Source organism: Shewanella sp. AC34-MNA-CIBAN-0136, assembly GCF_040309945.1.
In the GTDB taxonomy this organism is placed as follows: Bacteria; Pseudomonadota; Gammaproteobacteria; order Enterobacterales; family Shewanellaceae; genus Shewanella.
The window spans coordinates 31,093-53,696 of record NZ_JBEOPJ010000014.1 but is presented as its reverse complement, the minus strand read 5'-3'; the positions used below and the strand labels follow the sequence as shown (position 1 = coordinate 53,696).

Annotated in this window: 22 protein-coding genes; 11 read left to right on the top strand and 11 right to left on the bottom strand. The window is 40.9% G+C overall.

Annotated elements, in window-relative coordinates; genetic code table 11:
- Nucleotides 1–14 precede the first annotated feature (14 nt).
- Nucleotides 15–1,088, top strand: a complete 1,074-nt coding sequence (gene torT, locus AAEY94_RS14415) for a TMAO reductase system periplasmic protein TorT (RefSeq protein ID WP_335692356.1) — start codon at nt 15–17, stop codon at nt 1,086–1,088.
- Here the strand turns inward: torT and torR are convergent.
- The 3 genes from torR to AAEY94_RS14400 all read right to left on the bottom strand — a co-directional run bounded on the left by torR (nt 1,078) and on the right by AAEY94_RS14400 (nt 4,474).
- Nucleotides 1,078–1,803, bottom strand: coding sequence for a two-component system response regulator TorR (gene torR / locus AAEY94_RS14410; RefSeq protein ID WP_182744459.1), 726 nt, complete (start codon nt 1,801–1,803; stop codon nt 1,078–1,080). The genes torT and torR overlap by 11 nt on opposite strands.
- A 181-nt stretch (nt 1,804–1,984) precedes the next feature.
- Nucleotides 1,985–2,734 (bottom strand): TorF family putative porin, encoded by a 750-nt coding sequence (locus AAEY94_RS14405; protein WP_162023087.1) that lies wholly within the window; start codon nt 2,732–2,734, stop codon nt 1,985–1,987.
- 315 nt (nt 2,735–3,049) lie between these two features.
- Nucleotides 3,050–4,474, bottom strand: coding sequence for a LysM peptidoglycan-binding domain-containing protein (locus AAEY94_RS14400; protein WP_182744440.1), 1,425 nt, complete (start codon nt 4,472–4,474; stop codon nt 3,050–3,052).
- Between the two features lie 492 nt (nt 4,475–4,966).
- Between AAEY94_RS14400 and AAEY94_RS14395 the strand changes: the two genes are divergently transcribed.
- The 4 genes from AAEY94_RS14395 (at nt 4,967) to AAEY94_RS14380 (ending at nt 9,572) form a co-directional block, all read left to right on the top strand.
- The gene (locus tag AAEY94_RS14395; RefSeq protein ID WP_350979095.1) at nt 4,967–5,773 is read left to right on the top strand and encodes an alpha/beta fold hydrolase; all 807 of its coding nucleotides are present in this window, start codon (nt 4,967–4,969) and stop codon (nt 5,771–5,773) included.
- On the top strand, nt 5,770–6,693 hold the full coding sequence (locus AAEY94_RS14390; protein ID WP_350979094.1) for a diguanylate cyclase: 924 nt from the start codon (nt 5,770–5,772) through the stop codon (nt 6,691–6,693). The genes AAEY94_RS14395 and AAEY94_RS14390 overlap by 4 nt, the downstream gene beginning before the upstream one ends.
- 343 nt (nt 6,694–7,036) lie before the next feature.
- Nucleotides 7,037–8,605, top strand: a complete 1,569-nt coding sequence (locus tag AAEY94_RS14385) for a YjjI family glycine radical enzyme (protein WP_350979093.1) — start codon at nt 7,037–7,039, stop codon at nt 8,603–8,605.
- Nucleotides 8,598–9,572 carry a YjjW family glycine radical enzyme activase gene (locus AAEY94_RS14380; protein ID WP_101088320.1) on the top strand — a complete coding sequence of 325 codons (975 nt, stop codon included), beginning with the start codon at nt 8,598–8,600 and terminating at the stop codon, nt 9,570–9,572. The genes AAEY94_RS14385 and AAEY94_RS14380 overlap by 8 nt, the downstream gene beginning before the upstream one ends.
- A gap of 184 nt (nt 9,573–9,756) precedes the next feature.
- Here the strand turns inward: AAEY94_RS14380 and AAEY94_RS14375 are convergent, their stop codons facing one another.
- Nucleotides 9,757–10,677 carry a LysR family transcriptional regulator gene (locus AAEY94_RS14375; RefSeq protein ID WP_162023082.1) on the bottom strand — a complete coding sequence of 307 codons (921 nt, stop codon included), beginning with the start codon at nt 10,675–10,677 and terminating at the stop codon, nt 9,757–9,759.
- Nucleotides 10,678–11,185: 508 nt separating this feature from the next.
- Between AAEY94_RS14375 and AAEY94_RS14370 the strand changes: the two genes are divergently transcribed.
- From AAEY94_RS14370 to AAEY94_RS14355, 4 genes are read left to right on the top strand one after another with little or no spacing between them, the layout of a single operon-like run.
- The gene (locus AAEY94_RS14370) at nt 11,186–11,827 is read left to right on the top strand and encodes a peroxiredoxin (RefSeq protein ID WP_101088322.1); all 642 of its coding nucleotides are present in this window, start codon (nt 11,186–11,188) and stop codon (nt 11,825–11,827) included.
- A 56-nt stretch (nt 11,828–11,883) separates the two neighbouring features.
- The gene (locus AAEY94_RS14365) at nt 11,884–12,753 is read left to right on the top strand and encodes an MBL fold metallo-hydrolase (protein WP_101088323.1); all 870 of its coding nucleotides are present in this window, start codon (nt 11,884–11,886) and stop codon (nt 12,751–12,753) included.
- Between the two features lie 14 nt (nt 12,754–12,767).
- A complete protein-coding gene (locus AAEY94_RS14360; RefSeq protein ID WP_101088324.1) occupies nt 12,768–13,520 on the top strand; it encodes a sulfite exporter TauE/SafE family protein in 753 nt (250 codons plus the stop codon).
- 15 nt (nt 13,521–13,535) lie between these two features.
- Nucleotides 13,536–13,940, top strand: a complete 405-nt coding sequence (locus AAEY94_RS14355) for a rhodanese-like domain-containing protein (RefSeq protein ID WP_101088325.1) — start codon at nt 13,536–13,538, stop codon at nt 13,938–13,940.
- Nucleotides 13,941–14,061: 121 nt separating this feature from the next.
- Here AAEY94_RS14355 and AAEY94_RS14350 read toward each other — a convergent pair whose 3' ends face one another.
- Together AAEY94_RS14350 and AAEY94_RS14345 are read right to left on the bottom strand one after the other, a co-directional pair.
- Complete coding sequence (locus AAEY94_RS14350) at nt 14,062–14,928, bottom strand: MBL fold metallo-hydrolase (protein WP_101088326.1); 867 nt, start codon at nt 14,926–14,928, stop codon at nt 14,062–14,064.
- A gap of 276 nt (nt 14,929–15,204) precedes the next feature.
- The gene (locus AAEY94_RS14345) at nt 15,205–15,849 is read right to left on the bottom strand and encodes a Tll0287-like domain-containing protein (RefSeq protein WP_242445205.1); all 645 of its coding nucleotides are present in this window, start codon (nt 15,847–15,849) and stop codon (nt 15,205–15,207) included.
- Between the two features lie 311 nt (nt 15,850–16,160).
- Between AAEY94_RS14345 and AAEY94_RS14340 the strand changes: the two genes are divergently transcribed.
- Nucleotides 16,161–17,477, top strand: coding sequence for a sigma-54 interaction domain-containing protein (locus AAEY94_RS14340; RefSeq protein ID WP_101088327.1), 1,317 nt, complete (start codon nt 16,161–16,163; stop codon nt 17,475–17,477).
- Between the two features lie 37 nt (nt 17,478–17,514).
- Here AAEY94_RS14340 and AAEY94_RS14335 read toward each other — a convergent pair whose 3' ends face one another.
- The 5 genes from AAEY94_RS14335 to AAEY94_RS14315 form a co-directional block, all read right to left on the bottom strand.
- Nucleotides 17,515–18,084 carry a NifB/NifX family molybdenum-iron cluster-binding protein gene (locus AAEY94_RS14335; RefSeq protein ID WP_350979092.1) on the bottom strand — a complete coding sequence of 190 codons (570 nt, stop codon included), beginning with the start codon at nt 18,082–18,084 and terminating at the stop codon, nt 17,515–17,517.
- Between the two features lie 338 nt (nt 18,085–18,422).
- Nucleotides 18,423–18,857, bottom strand: coding sequence for a DUF2057 family protein (locus AAEY94_RS14330; RefSeq protein ID WP_101088329.1), 435 nt, complete (start codon nt 18,855–18,857; stop codon nt 18,423–18,425).
- Nucleotides 18,858–18,961: 104 nt separating this feature from the next.
- Nucleotides 18,962–19,300 (bottom strand): hypothetical protein, encoded by a 339-nt coding sequence (locus AAEY94_RS14325; protein ID WP_242445206.1) that lies wholly within the window; start codon nt 19,298–19,300, stop codon nt 18,962–18,964.
- Between the two features lie 165 nt (nt 19,301–19,465).
- Nucleotides 19,466–20,722 carry a Y-family DNA polymerase gene (locus AAEY94_RS14320; RefSeq protein WP_101088331.1) on the bottom strand — a complete coding sequence of 419 codons (1,257 nt, stop codon included), beginning with the start codon at nt 20,720–20,722 and terminating at the stop codon, nt 19,466–19,468.
- 6 nt (nt 20,723–20,728) lie between these two features.
- On the bottom strand, nt 20,729–21,142 hold the full coding sequence (locus AAEY94_RS14315; protein WP_011637424.1) for a LexA family protein: 414 nt from the start codon (nt 21,140–21,142) through the stop codon (nt 20,729–20,731).
- Nucleotides 21,143–21,491: 349 nt separating this feature from the next.
- On the opposite strand from AAEY94_RS14315, the gene AAEY94_RS14310 reads away from it, so the two are divergent.
- Nucleotides 21,492–22,604 carry an MlaE family ABC transporter permease gene (locus AAEY94_RS14310; RefSeq protein ID WP_101088332.1) on the top strand — a complete coding sequence of 371 codons (1,113 nt, stop codon included), beginning with the start codon at nt 21,492–21,494 and terminating at the stop codon, nt 22,602–22,604.

Sequence of the window (22,604 nt, the reverse complement as noted above, 5' to 3'; positions counted from 1 at the left end):
ATCGAGACAATATAATGCGCCGACTTATTTATTTGCTCATAGCTTGCTTAGGGACAATACCATTACTTGCTGAAGCAACATCCGATTCTAGCTGGACATTACAGCAGCGCACGCCCTTTAATGCCAAAATTCAAACAGTAAAATCAATACAATATAATCAACTGACCTCGGCCAAAAAGGCTTGGCGAATCTGTGCCTTAGTACCTCACCTTAAAGACGCTTATTGGATCGGCATTGATTATGGTTTGGTGTCAAAAGCCAGCCAATTAGGCATTAATTTAGAATTATTTGAAGCTGGTAGCTATTACAGAAAAGAGCAACAACTAAAACAACTTGAATACTGCCTTAATCAACCGTTCGATGCCATCTTACTCGGTGCTGTGGCCCCCAATTTACTTGATCAATATCCGGGGCTAATTAATAAACCCATCATAGCGTTAGTGAATAGACTCGATAACCCCATTATAACAACTCGTGTAGGCGTCAATTGGTATCAAATGGGCTGGAAAGCTGGCCGCTTTATCGCCAAAGCTGTAAAAAATTTACCGCCATCGTCTCCAGTAACACTCGCTCTACTCACCGGCCCAGAAAGTGTTGGCGGCAGCGATTGGGTTGAGCTCGGTATTCAAGATGCTATTGCCGATAGTCCTATTGTGGTTTCGTCAATTCGTCATACCGATAATAATCGTGACCTTTATCGTGACCAACTTCATAATCTACTTAATGATCATGTTCCTAGTTATATTCTAGGCAGTGCCGTTGCTATTGAAGCAGCAATAGGAACATTGCAACATAAACGATTAACTGGCCAAGTAAAACTTGTGAGCAGCTATTTATCGCCAGCGACCTTGCGCGGACTTTATCGCAATAAAGTGGCTTTCAGTAGTGATGATCAAGTGGTGTTACAAGGTAAATTGGCAATAGATATTGCGGTAAAACTACTGGAGGGGACACACTCATTTGGGGATATTGGCCCACAAATACAGGCGTTAGAACAAGGAGCTGTGCAACTCAATATGTTTAACAACAGCTTAGCCCCTGCAGACTTTTACCCCATTTATCGCGTGACGACAAAAACTAATCTTTAACCTTTGTCGCAAACAAATAGCCTTCTCCATGAACCGTTACAAACAGGTCTGCCTGTAGTTTATTTCGCAAACGGCGAATAATGACATCAATGGTTCTATCATTTACATCTTCATTACGGTGGCTTGTTTGCTGCATTAGCCGCTCACGTGATAGTACTTGCTGTGGATGCAATGCAAAGGCGGTAAGTAATTCGAACTCTGCTTTAGTCAGCTTTATCACCTCGTCACCACGACTCAGTTTTCGGCTGTTTAACTCAAGAATATATTTATCGAAGGTAATGATATCGTCACACTGTTCAAATTGTTCTACAACTTCTTGTTGTGCTTTTTTAACTAATGAAATTCGCCACAACAAATTTTTAACTCTTACCAATAGTTCTCTTAATTCAAATGGCTTAGTCACATAATCATCAGCACCCATCTCAAGGCCAACGATTTTATCAATGGTTTCATCACGACCAGTGACTAATATAATGCCAACGTCCGAACGACTTCTTAGTTCACGCGCCAAGCTCAAACCGTCGGTACCGGGTAAGTTAATATCTAACATCACCAAATCGATATGTTGATTTGTAAACTGTTGCCACATCTGTTCGCCGTCTCCAGCTTCAAGTACACGATAACCTTCACGCTCAAAATAACCTTTTAATCGAGCGCGGATCACGGCTTCATCGTCAACGACGAGTACCGTATTTGTTAAACCAGTATGTGCCATCATCCTATCCAGATAGTGTTGCTAATAATGGCCGTTATTATTCATAACTTTTCATATTTTCCTATAAAGATTTGTCAGGAATGAGTGACAGCTAGCAAAATAGTTTATAAAAAAGGACCTGAGTCACACAATGGGAATGCGTAGAATCAGGTCCAATAATAAAAAAGATTATATTATCAATTTAGAAACTTTTGCTGACGCCAACAACCACTCGGTCATCAAAGATTTTTGTTTGAGTGCCATAGACCTTATGATCGCTATCCATGGTACTGCCATGATAACGAACATCAAAATTGATTCCGGCATAGGCTTTACTCACACCCAAATTCCAGTGCCCCCAACCTTCTGCACCATGACCATCTAAATCTTGGTAGCCGATACTTGCTGATACGTATAAACCATTGTCAAACTGATAGCTCGGATGAACGGCATAGTTAACACCTTGCCAGCCCTCTACACCAAACCAATCATCGATTGTTGGAGTCACTTCTAACTGCACATTTGCATGACCAAATTGCTTACCGACTTTAATCCACAGTTCGGTATAATTTGAATATGAGGCACCTGGATACAGGTAAGAAAAAACCATGACGTCGTAACTGATACCACTATTGCCAAACTCGCCTGCTTTACCAATATAGGGTGCGGTGACAATTTCTAAATTGGGGTCTGCAAATTTGATATTGGATGCAAATACACCAGCATACCAACCCAGATCATTGCCCCAACCTAGGGTACCTTGTACCACTGGTACTTCTGCATCCATTGTTTCTGATTCGCCACGGAAAACATAATCTGAAGCAAAGGTTAATTTACCACTTATGGCTCCACCGAAGACATCATCGTCTGCAGCGTTGGCAAAAGAGGTCGCCGATAAAAGTAGACTGCCTAATAAAATTGACTGAGCTAATTGAGTTTTTCTAATGTTCATATTCATCACCCTAAAATATATGTTCTTATTGATAGAGTGACTATATTCAAAACTTGTGAATAGCTATTGAGCTGGATATGAACTGATCGGAAACAAATATGAAAAAATATGAACACTAAGATTTAACATGACCTCAAGCATTGTGTATCGCTCTATTAAACATGAATGATCGATTTTTATAATCAAAAGTGTCTATATGCACAGCTGGATTTCGATGTGCTTCACTAGGTTAAATCGGTAAATACTCAGATTTATGTAACGCTCAACTTTTACAATATTTGAGCTATTGTGCTTATGAGTTTTTAAACAACAGGCTTACAACTGGCTCTGCTGTTGTTTGAAGGGTTGATGATAAAACTGCAGGGTTTTACCTACCGTTAATTTGTCTTTGTCTGTCATTTTGTTCCAAGCGATAATTTGGTCCACACTGACCTTATACACTTTGGCAATACTCCACAGTGTGTCGCCATATTTTACCGTGTGATCGCTTTGAACTGTTGACTGATTAGATGTTGTAATAATCCTTGGCTGTTTGCTTGGTGCAGCTTGCTTTGGTGTAGAGACTTGGGCGTTTTGTGTTGTAGCCAGTTCGACTAAGGGTGTCATGCCCGATGCAGCTTGTGGCATATACAAAAATTGACCCGCAACGATCTTATCGCCATTAATGTCATTCATCGCTTTTATTTCTGACACCGTTGTAAGGTGACGTTTTGCAATGACACTAATATTATCGCCAGCTCTAATCTGATATTTAAACCATTTTACTCTAGCGCTAATATCAGTATCCGCAAGAGCTTGTTTAAACTCACTGACTTTACTCACTGGCACTATCAACTGATGCGGTCCATCGGGTGATGTTGCCCAGCGATTAAACCCTGGATTCAATTTTTGTAACCGAGCAATTGATATATTGGCTAGATCGGCAGCAACTGCGATGTCAATTTGGCTTCCGACATCAATTACTTCAACTAGTGGTTTATTAGGAATGGATTTAAGACTGATGCCGTAGCTTTCAGAATGTTTAATCACATCTGCTATTGCCAGCAATTGTGGTACGTATTGCCGAGTTTCCTTAGGTAATGGTAAAGACCAAAAGTCGGTGCTCAGCCCTCTTGCTTCATTATATCTAATAGCCTCACGTAAGCGACCTTCACCAGCATTGTATGCGGCTAGTGCATATAACCAGTTGTCGGTTTTTTTATACAAGTATTCGAGCATATCTAATGCAGCGGTGGTTGCAGCAGGCACATCTTTTCTGCCGTCATACCACCAATTCATCTCTAATCCAAAATGGCTGGCCATTGGTGAGGTAAATTGCCACAGGCCTGATGCGTCGGCACTGGAATAAGCAAAAGGATTAAACGAACTTTCTACTATAGGGAGTAAGGCCAGTTCGATAGGTAAATCTCGATGTTCAAACTCTTGGACGATTAAATATAAAAACGGCTTGGCGCGCTGTGAAATCTGCTCGAGATGCTGTGGATTATTAATATACCAATCACGATATTGGTTAACTAATTGTTGATCTGGAATGGGCATATCCATTGAATATCGAATGCGTTCCCATACATCACCGCTGTCTTGATAATTGCGCCGAGCTAACAACTTAGGAACTTTTAATGATGTTGGTTTATTCACACCACCAAGACTTTTTTCTGCTTTGGCATCTTCTACAACAACAGTTTGGCAACCACTCAACAGGATAAAACCTGCCGCAATAAGGAAGATTGATGCTCTCAATTAAAGGTGTTCCTCAGATAGTACGCCGTTATTTTCTTGTTATAGCGTGAGTTTTTAAAGCAAAAGTCGTACATTGTAATTTAGTTTTATTGTTCTATCCATCTGTTTAAAAACGTCTGTTTAATCAACTCACGGTGCTAACTGCTTTTATTAAACCGTTATCAGACGACACTAGCTAACGTTACGCCCTTTTAGGGATATATAGTTATAGCAGTGTTCATTGTGTATACTTCAATCGTGACGTTAACATTATTGTAACTAATAGGATTCAATCAGGTTTGCCTACATAAGATATTATGTTCTCTTGGTTGTGATTCATAACGAGCTGGTTAATAATTTATGTTTACCTAAAAAACTATGATCAGGCGATTAAAAAGTTCATTTTGATTTTCATAGTGTTGGTATTTTACTTTTACCCGTTAAACTTTTACTGTTTAGCCAATAAATCCAGCAGGTAGTCATCATTGGTCACCTGGTAAAAATGGAAAAATCATGTCTCATTCAAATGCTGTTCTTGTTAGAAATAATGTTAAATTAATCGGTAATGGTAGCAAAACCTTAGTTCTCGCACACGGGTTTGGTTGCGATCAAAATATGTGGCGTTTTGTAACCCCTGAACTGATGAAGCATTTTACTATTGTGCTATTTGATTATGTTGGTTCAGGTGCTTCTGATATCTCTCAATACAGTAGAAAACGTTATGGTCAACTTGAAGGATATGCAGAAGACATCATCGAAGTATGTGACGCTTTGCACTTAACTGACGCTATTTTCATAGGGCATTCAGTGAGCGGTATTATTGGTGCGATTGCTGCAATTCAAAAACCTGAGCTATTTTCTAAGCTGGTAATGGTATGTCCTTCACCCTGTTTTTTAAATTTTCCTCCTGAATATTTTGGCGGTTTCGATAAAGAAGACTTACTCGAATTGTTAAATCTAATGGACAAAAATTATATTGGCTGGGCTAATTATTTAGCTCCGTTAGTAATGGGAACAACCAATTCTGATGAACTTATTGGTGAATTATCAGGCAGCTTTTGTTCTACCGACCCGGTTATTGCGAAGAACTTTGCTGAAGCGACTTTTTTATCTGATTATCGTTATCTACTAAAAGAGATTACACAACCGTGTTTAATTTTACAAAGTGAAAATGATGCCCTGGCAGCAACATCTGTTGGTGAGTTTATTGTGAGCGAAATACCCCATAGCGAACTTAACATTATCGCTGCCCATGGTCATTGCTTGCATATGACTCATCCTGAAGAAATTTTAAAATCGATAATGAAATTCGCAAAATGATCACGACAAAAAATAGTAAAATCGAAAGTAATAAAACATTTGAGCACTCCCCAGATAGTTTCCAGTGTGGTGCGTTAGTCACCAATGCAGCCAACATTATTATTTATGTAAACTCATACTTTACCGACGAACTATTGTGGAATCCAGAGCAACTTATAGGCAAAAATGCGGATATTATCTTTACCCAATCTTCCCGCATATTTTTTCAAAGTTATTTAATTCCAACACTTTTACACGAACAAATTTGTGAAGAAATGCAGTTGATTATTTTTAATGCTGACGGGCTACGAATTCCGATAACAGTGAATGCTCATTTAAGCGATGACGGCTGTATTTATTGGAGTTTTTTCAATGCCTCCAAGAGAGACCAACTTTATGATGAGTTAATAAAAACAAGAAAAAAACTTGAGGAGCAAGCTGAAAAATTAAAATTGCTTGCTTCAACTGACGAGTTAACGCAGCTATTAAATAGAAGAGAAATGAAATATCGTTGTACGTTAGCGCTTGAACAGGCTGCTAGATCTCATCAATCTGTTAGTTTATTAGTGTTAGATGTCGATCATTTTAAAATCATTAATGACACCTTTGGTCATTTAGAGGGTGATCGAGTACTGAAAGAACTCGGGCATATTTTGAAGGACTTTTGTCGACAAACCGATCTTGTCTCTCGCTTTGGCGGCGAAGAATTTTTGATCTTGCTACCAGACTCCAACAAAAGTGATACTTTATTATTTTGTAACCGGCTCCAAGATAGCATCACGCAAATTAAAGTGGGTGACGGCGTGCTAACCGTCAGTATTGGGGTCAGTATTTGTGATGATAAAACACTGTTTACAGATTTATTTACTCAAGCGGATAAGGCTATGTATAAAGCCAAAGCACTTGGAAGAAATAGAACTGAAGTTTATTGTTTGGATTAAGAGCCTGTTAGTTTCGCTACAAAGCCAGTAACACCCTACTTAAAAAGCGTTAGCCATATTTCACACCATTTCCGGTTTAACCGCCCAACGCCCAGCAACGTAATAACTTAGTAATGTAATAATCTAATAACGTTCCTCTTTATCGATTATGATTTTTCTGCCACTCTTTGTTTATAGGGTTCATGACTCACTAGTCAATATGTTCTGTCATTTGGGATGTGACCTTCATCATCGGATTTCGATTTTATCAATGCCAACGTCGGCTATTTTCACTGTTTAAACATCCTGCCTTTGAGTAGATTAGTTGTTATCAAGCATTAGTCTATAAAAAGTGAGTTTCATCATGACATTACAAGATAACATTGAGAAAATTGTCACCCACCCTCACCTTTCTCCTAAGCAAAAATCCAACTATTTAGCACTAGAAGCTGAAAACAGTCTGCCTTATGTGGCGGTGTCTGAGCCGGTAAATAATGCCATGAAGCAAGGTATTATTTGCGATATGTTTGAAGGTCATGCGCCATTTAAACCGCGTTATGTGTTGCCAGATTATGCCAAATACCTGCAGCAAGGATCTCAGTATTTGGAGCTGTCGCCCGCCGAAGACTTTGATGACGCCTTAAATGCATTAACCATTCTTTATTTTCATGTGCCATCGGTGACCAATATCCCGGTTTACTTAGGCCAATTAGATACGTTATTAATGCCTTTTACACAAGGGCTTGATGCTGAAGCCATCTATCGCAAGCTCAAGCGGTTTTGGATATTACTCGACCGCACGTTACCCGATGCGTTTATGCATGTGAATATTGGCCCAACTGATAACATTATTTGCCGAACCATTTTGCGTATAGATGCAGAATTACAACAAATTGCCCCCAACCTAACCTTCATGTATGACCCTGCCGTAACGCCAGATGATTTATTATTTCAGGCCACCAGCAATATTTGTCAATGCGGTAAACCTCACATTGCCAACTATCCGCTACATGCCGACGCCTTCGATACTCGTGGTTTTGGGATTGTCAGTTGTTATAACGCATTACCGTTAGCTGGCGGCGCCAATACCTTGGTGCGGGTTAACCTCAAAGAAGTCGCTCTAAACGCTAACAGTATTGATGATTTTTTTGCCCAAACTCTGCCATATTACAGCCAACTCGCATTCGAGCTTATTGAAGCGCGTTCGGCATTTCTACACCAACAATCTCATTTCTTTGACAGTTTTTTAGTTAAGGAACAGTTGATCGATGAATCTCGTTTTGCACCTATGTTCGGTATTTATGGTATGGCTGAAGCGGTCAATATTTTACAAGCCTTATTACCTAGTGCTGCTGAGGTTTCAACTACCAACGTCGCAAGTAAACCCAATACAGGCTACGGCCATAACCTTGATGCTAATGAACTTGGACTCAGAATATCTGCAGCTTTAGACAACATAGTAAAGTCGACCCCGGTCACTTACGGTTATAACGGTCGCGCGTTATTGCATTCTCAAAGTGGCATTAGTTTGGATAAAAATGTCACCCCTGGCGTGCGTATTCCCTATGGCTCAGAACCAGACCCTATTAGTCATATTCAAGCACTAGCTAAACATCATCAATATTATACTGCCGGAATCAGCGATATTCTAACCATAGATGAAACCGTTAAAGCGAATCCTCAAGCGATGTTCCAACTCTGTAAAGGCGCCCTTAGTTCAGGTTTTAGAGAGTTTAGTGCCAATGTTGCTAATAACGATTTAGTCCGTGTTACTGGTTATATGGTTAAACGCTCGGACATTGAAACTTTTAAGCAATGCGGTTCACGCACCAACACCACAGGGTTAGCTGCTGAAGCCGCAATCAATACGGGGATACTTCAACGCCAAGCTCGGGTAATTGCTCACGAACAAGCTCCTTTTATTCATGAGTAAACATGCCGTTGTCAGTCAAATATTGCCATTTTCCTGTGTCGACGGGCCTGGCAGTCGTTTGGTGATATTTTTGCAAGGCTGCAACTATCAATGCAAAAATTGTCATAATCCTCACACCATCAGTTTGTGTGATGCTTGTGGTGACTGCATTGATAGTTGCCCTGAACAGGCACTTAGTCTTATTCATTCACAAGCTATGCCGTTACCCCAAATGCGGTCACAAGAAATGTGGTTACACGGAACTCTAATACCAGTTAATCATTCGCCAAGTAGTTCTCCATGTAGTTCTCCAAGTAAGCCCCATATTGTCTGGGACAGCACCAAATGCAGCCAATGCGATACTTGCCTTGCGGTATGCCCTAGACAATCGACGCCTAAAACGTCTCATTACACCGTTGAACAAATGCTAGAGGTTATCTACGGACAACGTCATTTTATCAATGGCATTACACTCAGTGGCGGCGAAGCGAGCTTACAATTGCCTTTTATTATTGAGCTTTTTAGTGCGATAAAGTCCTCAGAACATTTATCGCATCTAAGTTGTATGCTCGACACCAATGGCAGCTTGAGCTCAACAGGTTGGCATAAGCTACTGCCATTTTTAGATGGCGCAATGGTTGATTTAAAAGCATGGCAACAAGATACCCATCATTACATCACAGGGCGTGATAACCAGCCGGTATTTACGTCAATCGAGTTACTGACTCAGCACAATAAATTGTATGAAGTAAGACTGTTACACATTCCCGGCATCACGGATTATGAGCATGATGTTGACGCCCTGGGCGGGTATTTATCCAACCTCCCCACAGAGACTCGGGTGAAGTTAAATGCGTTTCATCATCATGGTGTTAAAGGCATAGGCTCTACATGGCCACAATGTACTCAAGCGGATATAGCACGTTTAGCAAATCAACTTACTCAGCGAGGAGTAACCAATATCGTCTTACCGTCGCTGTATATCTAATCGCTATATATCTAATCGCTATATTTAGCACCTATATTTAGCGTCTATAGGTAAGTTCTACATGTCACATCTATAGGTAACTGAGGTTGAATAAATGGCTAACACGGCTTTGCTGCAACTTAATACCAAATCAATTCATTGATAAAGTACCATTTAATCAATACTTAAAATCGTATTGATGCGCTTAACGACTGCACAGCAATATTTGTTCATACAGCCAACGATGAGCAGGATCGTTCATACTTTGCCGATGCCACACAAGGCTATAAGCAACTTTGCCATAATCGATCGGTAACGGTTTAATCAGTAATCCTTGGGCTTGCTTGGCTATTGAGGCCCAGTGGCGCGAACAGGTAAATAGCAGTTCACTGTGATGGCACATTAACGCTGCGCTGCCAAAGTCAGGTACCGAAATCGGTATCGCCCGTTTTTTAGATTGTTGTGCCAGTAAAATATCAAAAAATGGTGTGCTCAAATCAGTATCTGTTATGCCGATGTGGCTGAAATTTAAGTAGTCATCAAGGCTAATAGTCTGCTGTGACGCCAGTGGATGGCTAGCACTCATTAGGCAGACCATTTCATCGTTGATTAAGGTTTCCCAGACTAAGTCTTCATCGACATTGGTTGGTTGGCTTAAGTCATGTGGCAAAAGAATAAAATCCAACGAGCCTTTTACTAAGCCGTCAAAGCCGATGTTGTCTTTATTGTAAATATCGATATGGATATTGGGCGCCAGGTTGAGAATATGAGCCGTTAATGTGGCGGCTAACAACTCAAATGTGCTTTCGCGCATCGCCAGTGAAAAGCTACCTTGATAATGTTGTGGCTTGAACACATCCTGGTTCATGATCTGATTCATATCATTAATCATCTGCTTCACACTTGGGCCTAGTCGTCGTGCTAATGCAGTGGCGATGAGTGAATTGCCATGACGATAGAATAATTCATCATGCAAACTTTCTCTTAGCTGACTTAAGGTTTTACTCACCGACGATGGGCTTAGACATAACCGTTCAGCACAGGCTGTGACACTGAGGGTATCAAGCATCACATGCAAAGTGATCAAGTGTTTCATACTGATACGTGAAAGCTTGGCCAATTCCATTTACGAATTACTCTTTATAAGTCATGTATTTGTTTACGAAAATATAAACCTAAATGATATTACGGTATAGGCTTCACAAGCATAATCAAGACCCGCTTCACATTGCTATCGGTTAAATAAATGTTTATTCCGCTATCAGCTCTATTTCTAATCCATATAATGCGGCTTTATGCACAGACTTGTTAATTACTCACTTCAGAAACCTTACTGCTAACACCAGTATCGCTTGATCGGTTGTGCTATTGCGACAATTAACGTGGTCATTTTTGTCTTTTGTGCCATTTATGACACGAGTTAAACACAACTTATTGTGTGGCTAATGTAAAAATCATCTAACAACTAATCACATCTAAATTTTTAATTAATAAAATCAGATACTTATTTTTATTTATGTTATTTATTATCATCTAACCGATATTGGCCTAGCAATTGCTATTACTAAGTATGTTTGCAATCTACTTTACAGATTAGAGTTGCATTAACTTAACCATTTTTTTGGAGTAATAACATGACTGATTCTATTGTTTCTTTTCCGCAATTAAACCGACCCGCTCCGGCCTTTAATACCAAGACAACACATGGCATGCGCTCACTTACTGACTATAAAGGTAAGTGGCTAGTGTTGTTCTCCCATCCTGCGGATTTTACCCCTGTGTGTACGACTGAGTTTATTGGGTTTGCTCAACGTGCAGAAGAATTTGCCAAGCTTAATACTGAGTTACTCGGTTTATCCATCGACAGTGTTCATTCCCATATCGCTTGGGTACGTAACATTGAAGAAAACTTTGGCGTTGAAATAACCTTCCCGATTATTTCCGACTTATCAATGGAAGTGGCTAAAGCCTACGGCATGATCCAACCCGGTGCGAGTGACACAGCTGCCGTTCGCGCAACCTTTATTATCGATCCCGAAGGTGTATTGCGTGCCATGGTGTATTACCCAATGAGTAATGGTCGTTCTATAGATGAATTTGTTCGATTAGTAAAAGCACTGCAAACCAGTGATGCCAATGGCGTTGCTACCCCAGAAAACTGGCAACCTGGCGATGACGTTATTGTGCCACCACCAGCAACAACTGCTGACGCTAAAGCACGATTATCCCAGGGTTATGATTATGTAGATTGGTATTTTAGTAAGAAGTCGCTTTAACCCGTGGCAAGCACTGGGACGCTTAGTCCCTGTGCACTATTTAACAGGAGCTTGTGATGATTTCAACCTTTAGTGTCCATGAATTTTTAGATGAAGACAGTGAAACATTCACTTATGTTGTTGCTGATAATACCACATCGTTTGCTGTCATTATTGACCCGGTTTTAGACTTTGATTATAAATCAGGTCGAACAGGCACACGAAATGCTAATCGGGTTTTACATTGGATTGAACGCCAAGCGTTAACCGTCAAATGGATACTTGAAACCCATGCTCATGCCGATCATTTATCTGCTGCCAGTTATTTACGTGACCAAATTGGTGGCCAAATGGGTATTGGCGAGCACATCACCGAAGTCCAGCAGACTTTTAAAAAGGTATTTAACCTAGACGCTAGCTTTTTGCCTAACGGCAGTCAATTTGACCATCTATTTAAACATAATGAGCTGTTACAAGTCGGTAATATGACCATTCGTGTTATGCACACACCGGGTCACACTCCGGCTGATCTTGCTTACATTGTGAATGATCAAGCCGCCTTTGTTGGAGACACCATTTTTATGCCTGATGTGGGTACCGCCAGATGTGATTTCCCCGGTGGGGATGCCAATACTTTGTACGATTCCATTCAGGCATTATTTACTCTCCCAGATACAACAGATATCTACGTGTGTCATGACTACCCTACTGAGGGGCGCGGGCATCAATTTAAAACTCAAGTCATCCAACAGAAACAACACAATATTCATGTGAATGACACTATGACCAAATCTGCTTTTGTGACGCTTCGTCAACAACGAGACGCCACATTGCCGATGCCTAGGCTGATATTGCCATCGATTCAAATCAATATTCGCGCAGGCCAAATGCCTGCACCTGAAGACAACGGCACTGTGTATTTAAAAATCCCGATTAACCAGCTTTAAACTTAAGAGTAACCATGATGATACAAGCAATCATTGGCGCATTATTAATTGGTTTAGTGCTGAGTGTATTAGGGTCTGGTGGCTCCATCCTTACTGTTCCGGTGTTGCTTTACCTTATTGGAATGCAACCCCAATTAGCTATCGCTTCGTCATTGTGCATTGTGGGTGCTATCAGTTTAATCAGCAGCATAGGCTTTATTAAGCATAAAAAAGTCTCTTGGCCTCATGTGTTTTTATTTGGTTTACCTGGCATGGTAGGCACCTATTTAGGCGCATGGCTCAGCAGCTTCTTTAACAGTGACATACAACTTACTGTGTTTGTCATTTTGATGCTCATTGGCGCGGTGATGATGTGGCGAAATCAATCTAGCCGCTACCAAGCTGGCAAACTAAATATCGCTAAAATCTTGTCGCAAGGATTAGCGGTTGGGGTTGTCACCGGTTTTGTGGGTGTGGGTGGTGGCTTCTTAATTGTACCTGCACTGGTGTTACTTGGCGGCATTGAAATGTCGTTGGCCATTGGTACCAGCTTACTGATTATTTCAATGAACTCACTGGTCGGTTTTGCTAAATATTACTCATTACTTTCAAGTAAAGGGTTTGAGTTCGATGGGTCGATTATTGCCATCATGATTGCAGGCGGACTTGTCGGCAGTATTGCCGGCCAATGGATAAATCAATATTTACCCAAAGCGATTTTACAAAAAATATTTGCCGTGTTTTTAGTGCTAATGGCGCTATTCATTTTAACTAAATCCATTATTTAACATCACGAGGTACACATGAAAACTGCCCAGGAATACATAAGTGAGATTAAAACCCACATTATTGAAGTGAGTACCCAAGAATTACTGACGGCAATGCTTAACCCTGATGTGATCATCATCGATGTTCGTGAGCATGATGAGTTTACGACGGGCCATATAGAAGGTGCGGTGAATTTTCCACGTGGAGTATTAGAGATGAAAATACACGAGCATCCTTTAGTGAGTCATCACTGCGAGTGGGTATTGGCGTTAAATGAACTAGCTGACAAAGACATATACCTTATTTGTCGAACCGGTGGCCGTTCTGCACTGGCGGCAGCATCATTACAGGATATGGGGTTTAGCAAACCTCTGTCTGTTGCCGGTGGCATGATGCAATGGCAACAAGATGGCTTTCCATTGGTGCCTCATAAAATATAAATTACGCAAACATGAGCCAACATTATGTGGTTCATGGCTTATTTTTTAGTGATGGGAGATGCTGTTAATGGCTAACCGTGCTAATGGTTGATTGTGCTAATGGTTGATTGTGTATTCATTTTTAGAGCCGATTTAGCGGTATTTTAAGGTAGTAGTTACCCTTACAGTCAGCTAATGGCATGTTACCCGCACGAATATTCATTTGTATGGCGGCTAATAATAGTTGCTGTATGTCAGGGCCAATATGGCGTTGTTGATGCCGTTTAATAAACTCTGCTAGGGTGACATTCCCCCCTACCACACTGTTATAGCGTTTTTGGGCAATCACCGATGTTTCTAACCCATTATCTGTACGTTTCTGTGCATGTGGATCATGGCCAACAAACACCCTAGTGCAATTAGATAATGCCAATATTCGCTGAATTGAATGGTACAAGGTTATTGCGCTGCTATTGGGGAAGTCAGTATTAACGGTACCTAACTCCGGCGTTGACAAGGTGTCGCCTACAAACACAACATCTTCAATGAGATAACTGACGCAGGTTGGTGTATGACCCGGTGTATGCATAATGTGAATATCTAAATGACCCAGTTTAATGAGTTCTTCATCCACAAATAATTGTTCAAATTGTTCGCCATTACATTTAAAACTATCATCAAGATTCAGTAATCGCTTAAAGGTATGTTGAACTTTGGTGATGTGCTCGCCAATTCCGGTCATCCCTCCGCGTTTTTTCTTGATATAACAGGCCGCAGAAATATGGTCGCTGTGGGCATGGGTTTCTAAAATCCATTCAACTTCCAATCCATGTTCATCGATATGCTCAATGATGCTATCAGCAAAACTCGTGCTTATGGTGCCAGACGCCATGTCAAAATCTAAAACAGGATCAATAATCGCACATTGACGGGTAGCAATATCGGTCACCACATACGTAAGAGTATGGCTAGCTTGATGATAAAAAGGATCGATTCGAATTCTACTCATGACACATTAACTCCCAACACAATACACTGGTATTTGTCAGATAAAGCCTCAGATTAATATTGGTAATATTCTCAACATCATTGAGTCAATGACTGAGGAGGGTTAATCACTACAGCATGATGTTAAATTAAACTATCAATGTAAACTGCGGATTAAGTCGCAACAAACAGCGAATTAATAAGCATTATTTGATTTAAGATCCGAAGAATAAGGCTTAATGATAAAGCCCTATTCCCGTGGTAGTTTGTTAATTACTTTTTCGACTTTGGCTTTCGACTATTGCTTAGCAGTAACCGATGGAGTAGATTTTTTGATATCCTTTTTCAGTGAAAATGCGCCACGAATATCACCAAGGGCAAAGTTAACCGCTTTATCATCTGGATAGGTTTTGCTCAGCAATGCACTCATTTCCGGTTCAATATTACTGCCATGGCAACCTAAACATAATTGTTGCGCTGGTATGGCCTTCATATAACGAAACTGAGTGTTGCCATCATTGACGATAAACTCACTCGCCACGATTGGCTTATCTGCAGGTTGTTGTCCTGAGGCATTCACCAGCTCAAATTGTTGTAATTGCGATAACTCCCATTCATCTGGCGTATTGTCTGAATTACGTACACGTAAACTGGTTCGAGTCAGTGTCCAGCCATCTTTCGAGTTTTCAGCGGCAATGGCAGGTGCAACCGATTTACACACCGACACCGCATTGATTAAGCCACCTTGTTTAATTGCGGCCTGTAACTGACCTTTTAACGCTTGGCTAAAATCGGCAATGCGTTGGTTGGCCTGTTGTTCAAGTACCTGCTGTTGCGTTAGTGATTCAGCATGGCAAAGGCTGCTCATGCTAGCAATCACTAATAACGCACTGATGTTACGTGCATTTAAAACCGTTTTTTTGTGCTTTGATGTTAATTTCATTATTTGTCATCCTCGTCTTCAAGTCGGGTCATTCCCATTAACTTCAGGGCATAATTTTCGTACATGGGTTCACTACTGCTAGGGCACCGTTCGGTCGTAAGCGATATAACACAATCAATACAAAGCTTGTGCCATATCACACTAGTTAGGTTTAATCGCTTAAAATCATTAGCTTAAACATTATTGAAATTGACAGGATGCCCATGCTAGGTTGTTGAGTGACAAATATGACATCGTAATGACATTTATCGTGCTATTAATGTCATTATAAAGGTTGGCCGATTAATATGAATCGCAAGCGAGAGTAATCAATGAATAACACCACCGTTGTACAATCTATGATAAACGCTATTGATAAACCGGCGATTTTTATTACTCCCGATTATGTGATCCATGCGGTTAATCAAGCCTATATCGAAACCTATGATGACGACGTTATTTTAGGCCAAAGTAAATGCCATCAAATCTCTCATAATAGTGACCAACCTTGCGATAAACACGGTGAGGAATGCCCGTTATTACAATGCCAGAGTACTAACCGAGCTGCCAGTGCCGTGCATATTCACAGCACGGTGCAAGGTAAGTCTTACTGCGACATTTTAATGAAACCTATAAAAGATAATAGTGGCATGGTATTGGGGTATCTAGAGATTTTAGATGCCATAGATTACGCATCGACAGAATCAAAAAAAGGCACCATGATCGGTCAGTCTGCGCCATTTAAGCAGATGCTCAACAGGATTAATCGAGCCTCTCAATCCAATATCGCGGTTCTGTTACAAGGTGAAACTGGTTCAGGCAAAGAGTTAGTTGCTAAAGCGGTACATCAGGCCAGCAACCGAAATGATAAACCGTTTGTGGTGATTGAATGCACTGGGCTAAGTGAAAATCTGTTCGAAAGTGAATTATTTGGCTATGAAAAAGGTGCATTTACAGGGGCGACAAGCAGCAAAAAAGGCTTGATTGAAATAGCGCACGGTGGAACGGTGTTTTTTGATGAAATTGGTGATGTACCGATGAACATGCAAGTAAAGTTACTTAGGTTACTTGAAACCCAGTGTTATCGTGCCGTCGGCGGATTAAAACAGAAACGTTCTGACTTTAGGCTAGTCAGTGCCAGCCATAAGAATTTACTCGATTTGGTTGAAAAAGGTGAATTTAGGCGCGACCTGTATTACCGCATTGCAGGATTTCCGATTTACTTACCGTCGTTACGTGAGCGTTATGATGACATTCCGACGCTGGTGAATCACTTTATAAAATATTCTGATTACAAACATAAAAAGTTTTCGATCAATGCATTAACTCTTTTGGGTCGTTATGCATTTCCGGGAAATATTCGCGAATTGAAAAATATTATTGAGCAATCGGCACTTATCGCCAATGAGGATGTTATACACAGCAGTGATTTACCTGAAAGCGTTCAACCTAGCCACACATCTAAGGATGAAACAATTGCCGTAAAACTTAACACCGAACTGATGACGTTAGATGACATGGAATGTGCGTACCTTTCGCAGGTATGTGAGCAATATGCAGGATCGCCAGCCGAATTAGCGATAACGCTTAATATTAGTGTGCGTACCTTATATCGAAAATTACAACGCTATGGTTTAAAGCTTAACTAGCCACCACAGCGCTGTGATAAAACACCCCAAGCGATCATTAATGAGCAATTAGTGAATGTTTTTTATTGCAGCAACGTTTCATTGTTGTGGTTTCATTCGCCAATTCAGATTTAGACTCGCAGCAACGTTTATGTGTCCCCGAGTCAGATTGGTTATGGCAGTCTTCTTCACCATGAGCGTGTTGATGATCATGGTCATGGTTATGGTTATGCTCATGGTTACAGCAACCACCAGTGGCTTTCTTAGCAATATTATTGATGGATGGTCGCCCCTGACTTGCCTCGGTAAATGGCTCACAGTCCGCTAAATGACTACTGGCAAAATACTCTATTGCAGTACGACCATTTTTTGCGTGAAATACACTCAATTGTTGACTTAATAACTTAGATAAAAGCTGTTGGCCAATGTTACGCACGATGACGCGATCCGCTCCATTTGCCAGTATCATACTGACTAATTGTTGCTTACCCTCACATCCTTCTGTTAATGCTGGGTTGGCAAAGCGCCCTTTTACTTGGCCTTGCTCATCAATGAATAGCATCTCATCGGCACGGCTAAAGTGGTTGGCAATATGTTGGTCTTTCATAGGTATGGCAGTAATCATCATGTCTCCTCATGTGCATTTTTAACAAATCGATTAAACGCAGTTGTTCCAACTTGGTTTATCGACATGCCACTGGGCTTAAAACAGCTTTTGCCGAGAGCGTCCTAGAATCTTCGTTTATTTTTGGAGGCTTGGCATTATCTGCTTAAATTAATCGAATAATAGTAATTGGCATATGCAATATATACGCTTATTAATGGCATATGCCAATAATAATTTCGATTCTGGTTTGAGTTTTGTGACGCGTGACATTATTTATGATGACAAGTATTTTACCTGTCATAAGGCGTGCGAGGATGTAGATAACGATAGAGCGCTATGTAAGCGCCCTATCAATTTTACTATTGTTGCATCATTTGACTGTGTTGTTTCATGATAATAGCCATTAACTCTTCGTGATTAACTAATTTGACGTCTTCACCTTTTACGCTGGCGCGGTCTAAGGTTATCACCGGTGATGCAATAAATTTCTTTGCATTGGTTGAAGAGAAAATCTCTTTGCTACGCACTTGAATATCTTCATCTTTGGTTAGATGTAGACTCCAGTATAACGCATCGGACTTAATAAAATTCGTATCATCTGCTCCTGATGAAAACACATCATAAAACTGTAATTCTATTAAATGTTGACCAGGAGACACCTCCATTTGAGTTTTATTTGATGCCGATTTGCCATCGACCGCAGTAAAGATTAAATAGTCAGGTAATGAGATAGTGGCAGCCATTGCTGCTGAGCTGGCTAAAGATAATAGTGTGATCGCAATGAATTTTTTCATAATAAACTCCGTTAACTTTTTGATGCTTATAGTTTTTTGATGCTTATAGTTGAAGCAACAAAAATCTTTATAAATTAATGTGGGTAACTAATAAACATAAAGAATTAAGCTATCGGAGGCGGATTTTGGCTTACTAGAATAGTGGGTGTTGATGTCCATAAATGCGAACTCACTTTGGCACTCGTTAGTAGAGCATCGGTGAGGTTTGTTGCTGATAACAAAAATGCATTCGCGACCGCATGACAATGGCTAATGCATTGACTCATATCGTTTAAGCAACAGTCATCGTTAGTGTCGCAGTCACTTTGCATCATCGTTGATTGATGCATACTACTCGACTGCATGTCTGACATGGCCATTTCATTAGACATAGCAAAACTTGGAACAAGTAATTGTCCAAGTAGTGAAATTATCATTGCTATGTTTAACAGCGTATTTCGCATTATGTAGGCCATATGATGAGTACGATTCAACATTAACAATTTAATTAGAGTGATAATCAGAGCTGAATCACATTTTAAGGTTTAGCCATAGTTGAATGCCCCAACCTTGCATGTGTTATGGCAGAGCAATACCACTGTTATAATAAACCTTAGTAATATAAAACCTTAGCATTTAATGCTGGGTAAGCATTTCCATTGGGTTGAATATTGAGGTGTGAGTAAATCACGGCGCATGGCCCATTTTTGTTCTATTCCTTGTGCTGCCAGAAACACTGTATCGCGGCCATATCGTTGGTTGATGCCGTCAAGCGTATCCATCAAGGCATAATTGACCTTAGCGGTATTAAATAAATCAAATTGAAAATGTTTCTCGCTGGCTAAATCAACCAGGCCTACACCAATTTTGTAATAACGAACACCATTGCTAAATAATCTCGGGGCGGCGTCTGTCATGGCTTTGGTGAGTTCAATGGTGCAATTGGTTGGACACGGAAAATGTACGATAACTCTATAACTCACAGGCCGCTCGTCGTGGGGCGAATTACTGGCAAATAACAACATGGTTTTGCAATGTGAGCCTTGTTGACGAGCTTTACTTGCTGCGATGCCAACATGTTTACTCAATGCCTGTAATAGCGATTCAAAATCGCAAATACGTTCACCCACACTACGAGTGGAAAAAATTTGTTTTTTATCTGCCCTAGCCTCATCCCATTGTTTACACACTTCGCCGTTAAGTTCTCGCACGGTGCGTTCAATTTGAATACTAAATTGTTTTCTGGCTAGACTCGGTGGCATAGAGGCGAGATCGTATGCGCTGCGAATATTCATCAATTCAAGCTTTTTACTGATGCGCCTGCCAATCCCCCACACCTCTTTAACGGCAAGCTGGCGTAAAATGTCATTACATTGCTGCGCAGTGTCGATAACGCACACTCCTTTGTATCCCGGGATTTTTTTAGCGGCGTGATTGGCTATTTTAGCTAAGGTTAACGTTTGCCCCATGCCCACACAAACCGCCAGGCGGGCTTCTTTCCAAACGGCGCGACGAATTAACTGACCCTGGGTATGTAGGCATTTGATTGCGGGATAACAATGTTTAAAAGACAGAAAGCTTTCATCGATGGAGTACACATGTTGCTCTGGCGCAAAACGGCCTATTATTGCCATCATCTTTGCCGATAAATCGGCATACAATTCATAATTAGATGAACACACAATGACATTGCGCTGAATGCATAATGCTTTAGCTTGAAAGTAAGGCAAAAACTTCTCAATACCCGCCTCTTTTGCTTGCCGATTAGCCGCGACAATACAGCCATCGTTATTGCTCAATACAATAATCGGTCTGCCGCGCCAGTCAGGACGAAAAACCTGTTCTGCACTACAATAAAAAGCATTGGCATCGACTAAGGCAAACATTGTTACCTAACCTTTTTTGCTGATAAGCAGTGGGCTTTGACGATGACAACGAATTGAGCGAATAACCACACCTTCAATACTAAAGTCATCATAGTCGCAGATGGTCACAGGTAAATGTTGCTCATTAGACGACATCAGCATTCGCCGATGCATGTCGAGAATTTTACACACAAACTCACCATTAAAATTAGCCACTATCACGTCGCCATTTCTAGCCGTTTCATGACGATCGACAATCAATAAGTCACCATCATATATTCCCACACCTTGCATCGACTCACCTTGGGCTAAGCCGATAAAAGTGGAACTTGGATGCTGGATTAATATCTCATCAAGGCTGAGGCCTAATTGAAGGTACTCAGCGGCAGGAGATTCAAAACCGGTAATGCCGGCACTGGCTGCAATGGGAATAACGCGCATATGACAATCTCTAATATATATACTGTATAAAAACACAGTATATATTAGCGTTAAATTTTGTCAGCGCAAGTTTATTTGCTTTAAACCGCGACAAGCGGCAGTTATGTTCAATCGTTAACGCCGTTTTTATTGCCTCTGCACAACAACATCGGTCCATAACTAATGCTTCTTCAATGTAGCAAAGCGTCAATACATCAAAGTGATAGCTTCATTATTGATGAAATAATATGTCCAAGGTCAAAATATAATCAACGAGCTTGGTCTACACTGATAACAGGATCAAAAATCAAGCTAACCTATTTATTAAACAAACGAATAGACTTATTTCATATTGGCTCGGGGGTCTAGCATGACACTCGCAACATTCCATATCGACATGCACGATGATAACTGCTTACTGAACCTTGCTGGTGATTGGCAATTAGGCCAAGCACCGCTAGGCGCAGATATTTGTGCTGAGCTGCCATCTAATTGCCAATCTGTCACTTTAATCACCACAGAGTTGTCTCATTGGGATTCAAGCCTCGCCATTGCCTTATTACAATTATCTCGCTGGTGTGAGCAACATAAACTATCACTAGACACTCAACAAACACCTCAAGGGTTGCAGCAACTACTGCTGCTCGCTACCGATGTTGCGGTTTATCAACCCACTAATGAGGGTGCCCTAGGCGGGCTATGGCCGACCTTACGTCGAGGATTGATTAACCAAGGCTTACAAGTACACGATGGATTAGTATTTGTCGGTAACTGCACTTTGGCACTCGGGCGTTGGTTGGTTGGCAGAGCAAGAACTCGCCGGAGTGATATCGTTTTTTTTATCGAACAAGCTGGGCCTAAAGGGCTTGCGATTGTCACCTTAATTAGTCTGCTAGTGGGAATGATTTTGGCTTATTTAGGCTCGGTACAGCTGCGTCAATTAGGCGCCCAGGTATATGTGGCTAATTTAGTGGCTATCGGAATGGTGCGTGAAATGGGTGCCTTAATGACAGGCGTTATTATGGCTGGCCGAACTGGAGCCGCTTATGCTGCGCAATTAGGCACCATGCAAGTTAATGAAGAAATTGATGCGCTGCGAGTGATGGGCATTCCCACTATGGAGTTTCTGGTTTTACCGCGGTTATTAGCATTAATTTTTATTATGCCGCTAATGTGTATTTATTCGGATGTAATAGGCATGATTGGCGGTGCGTTAGTTGCTAACGGCATGGGCGTGAGTTATACCCAATATATTTTGCAAACCCAGGTTGCGATTGATTGGGTAGATATTTCCACTGGTTTAATAAAGAGTTTAATTTTTGGGTTTTTAATTGCGATTGCGGGTTGTCAGGCAGGACTGCTTTGCGGACGTGACTCGAATGCCGTTGGTTTAGCGACGACCCACGCAGTGGTTAAGGCCATTGTTTTTTTGGTTGTCTCCGATGCAGCGCTTAATATCTTATACGATAAATTAGGGATCTAA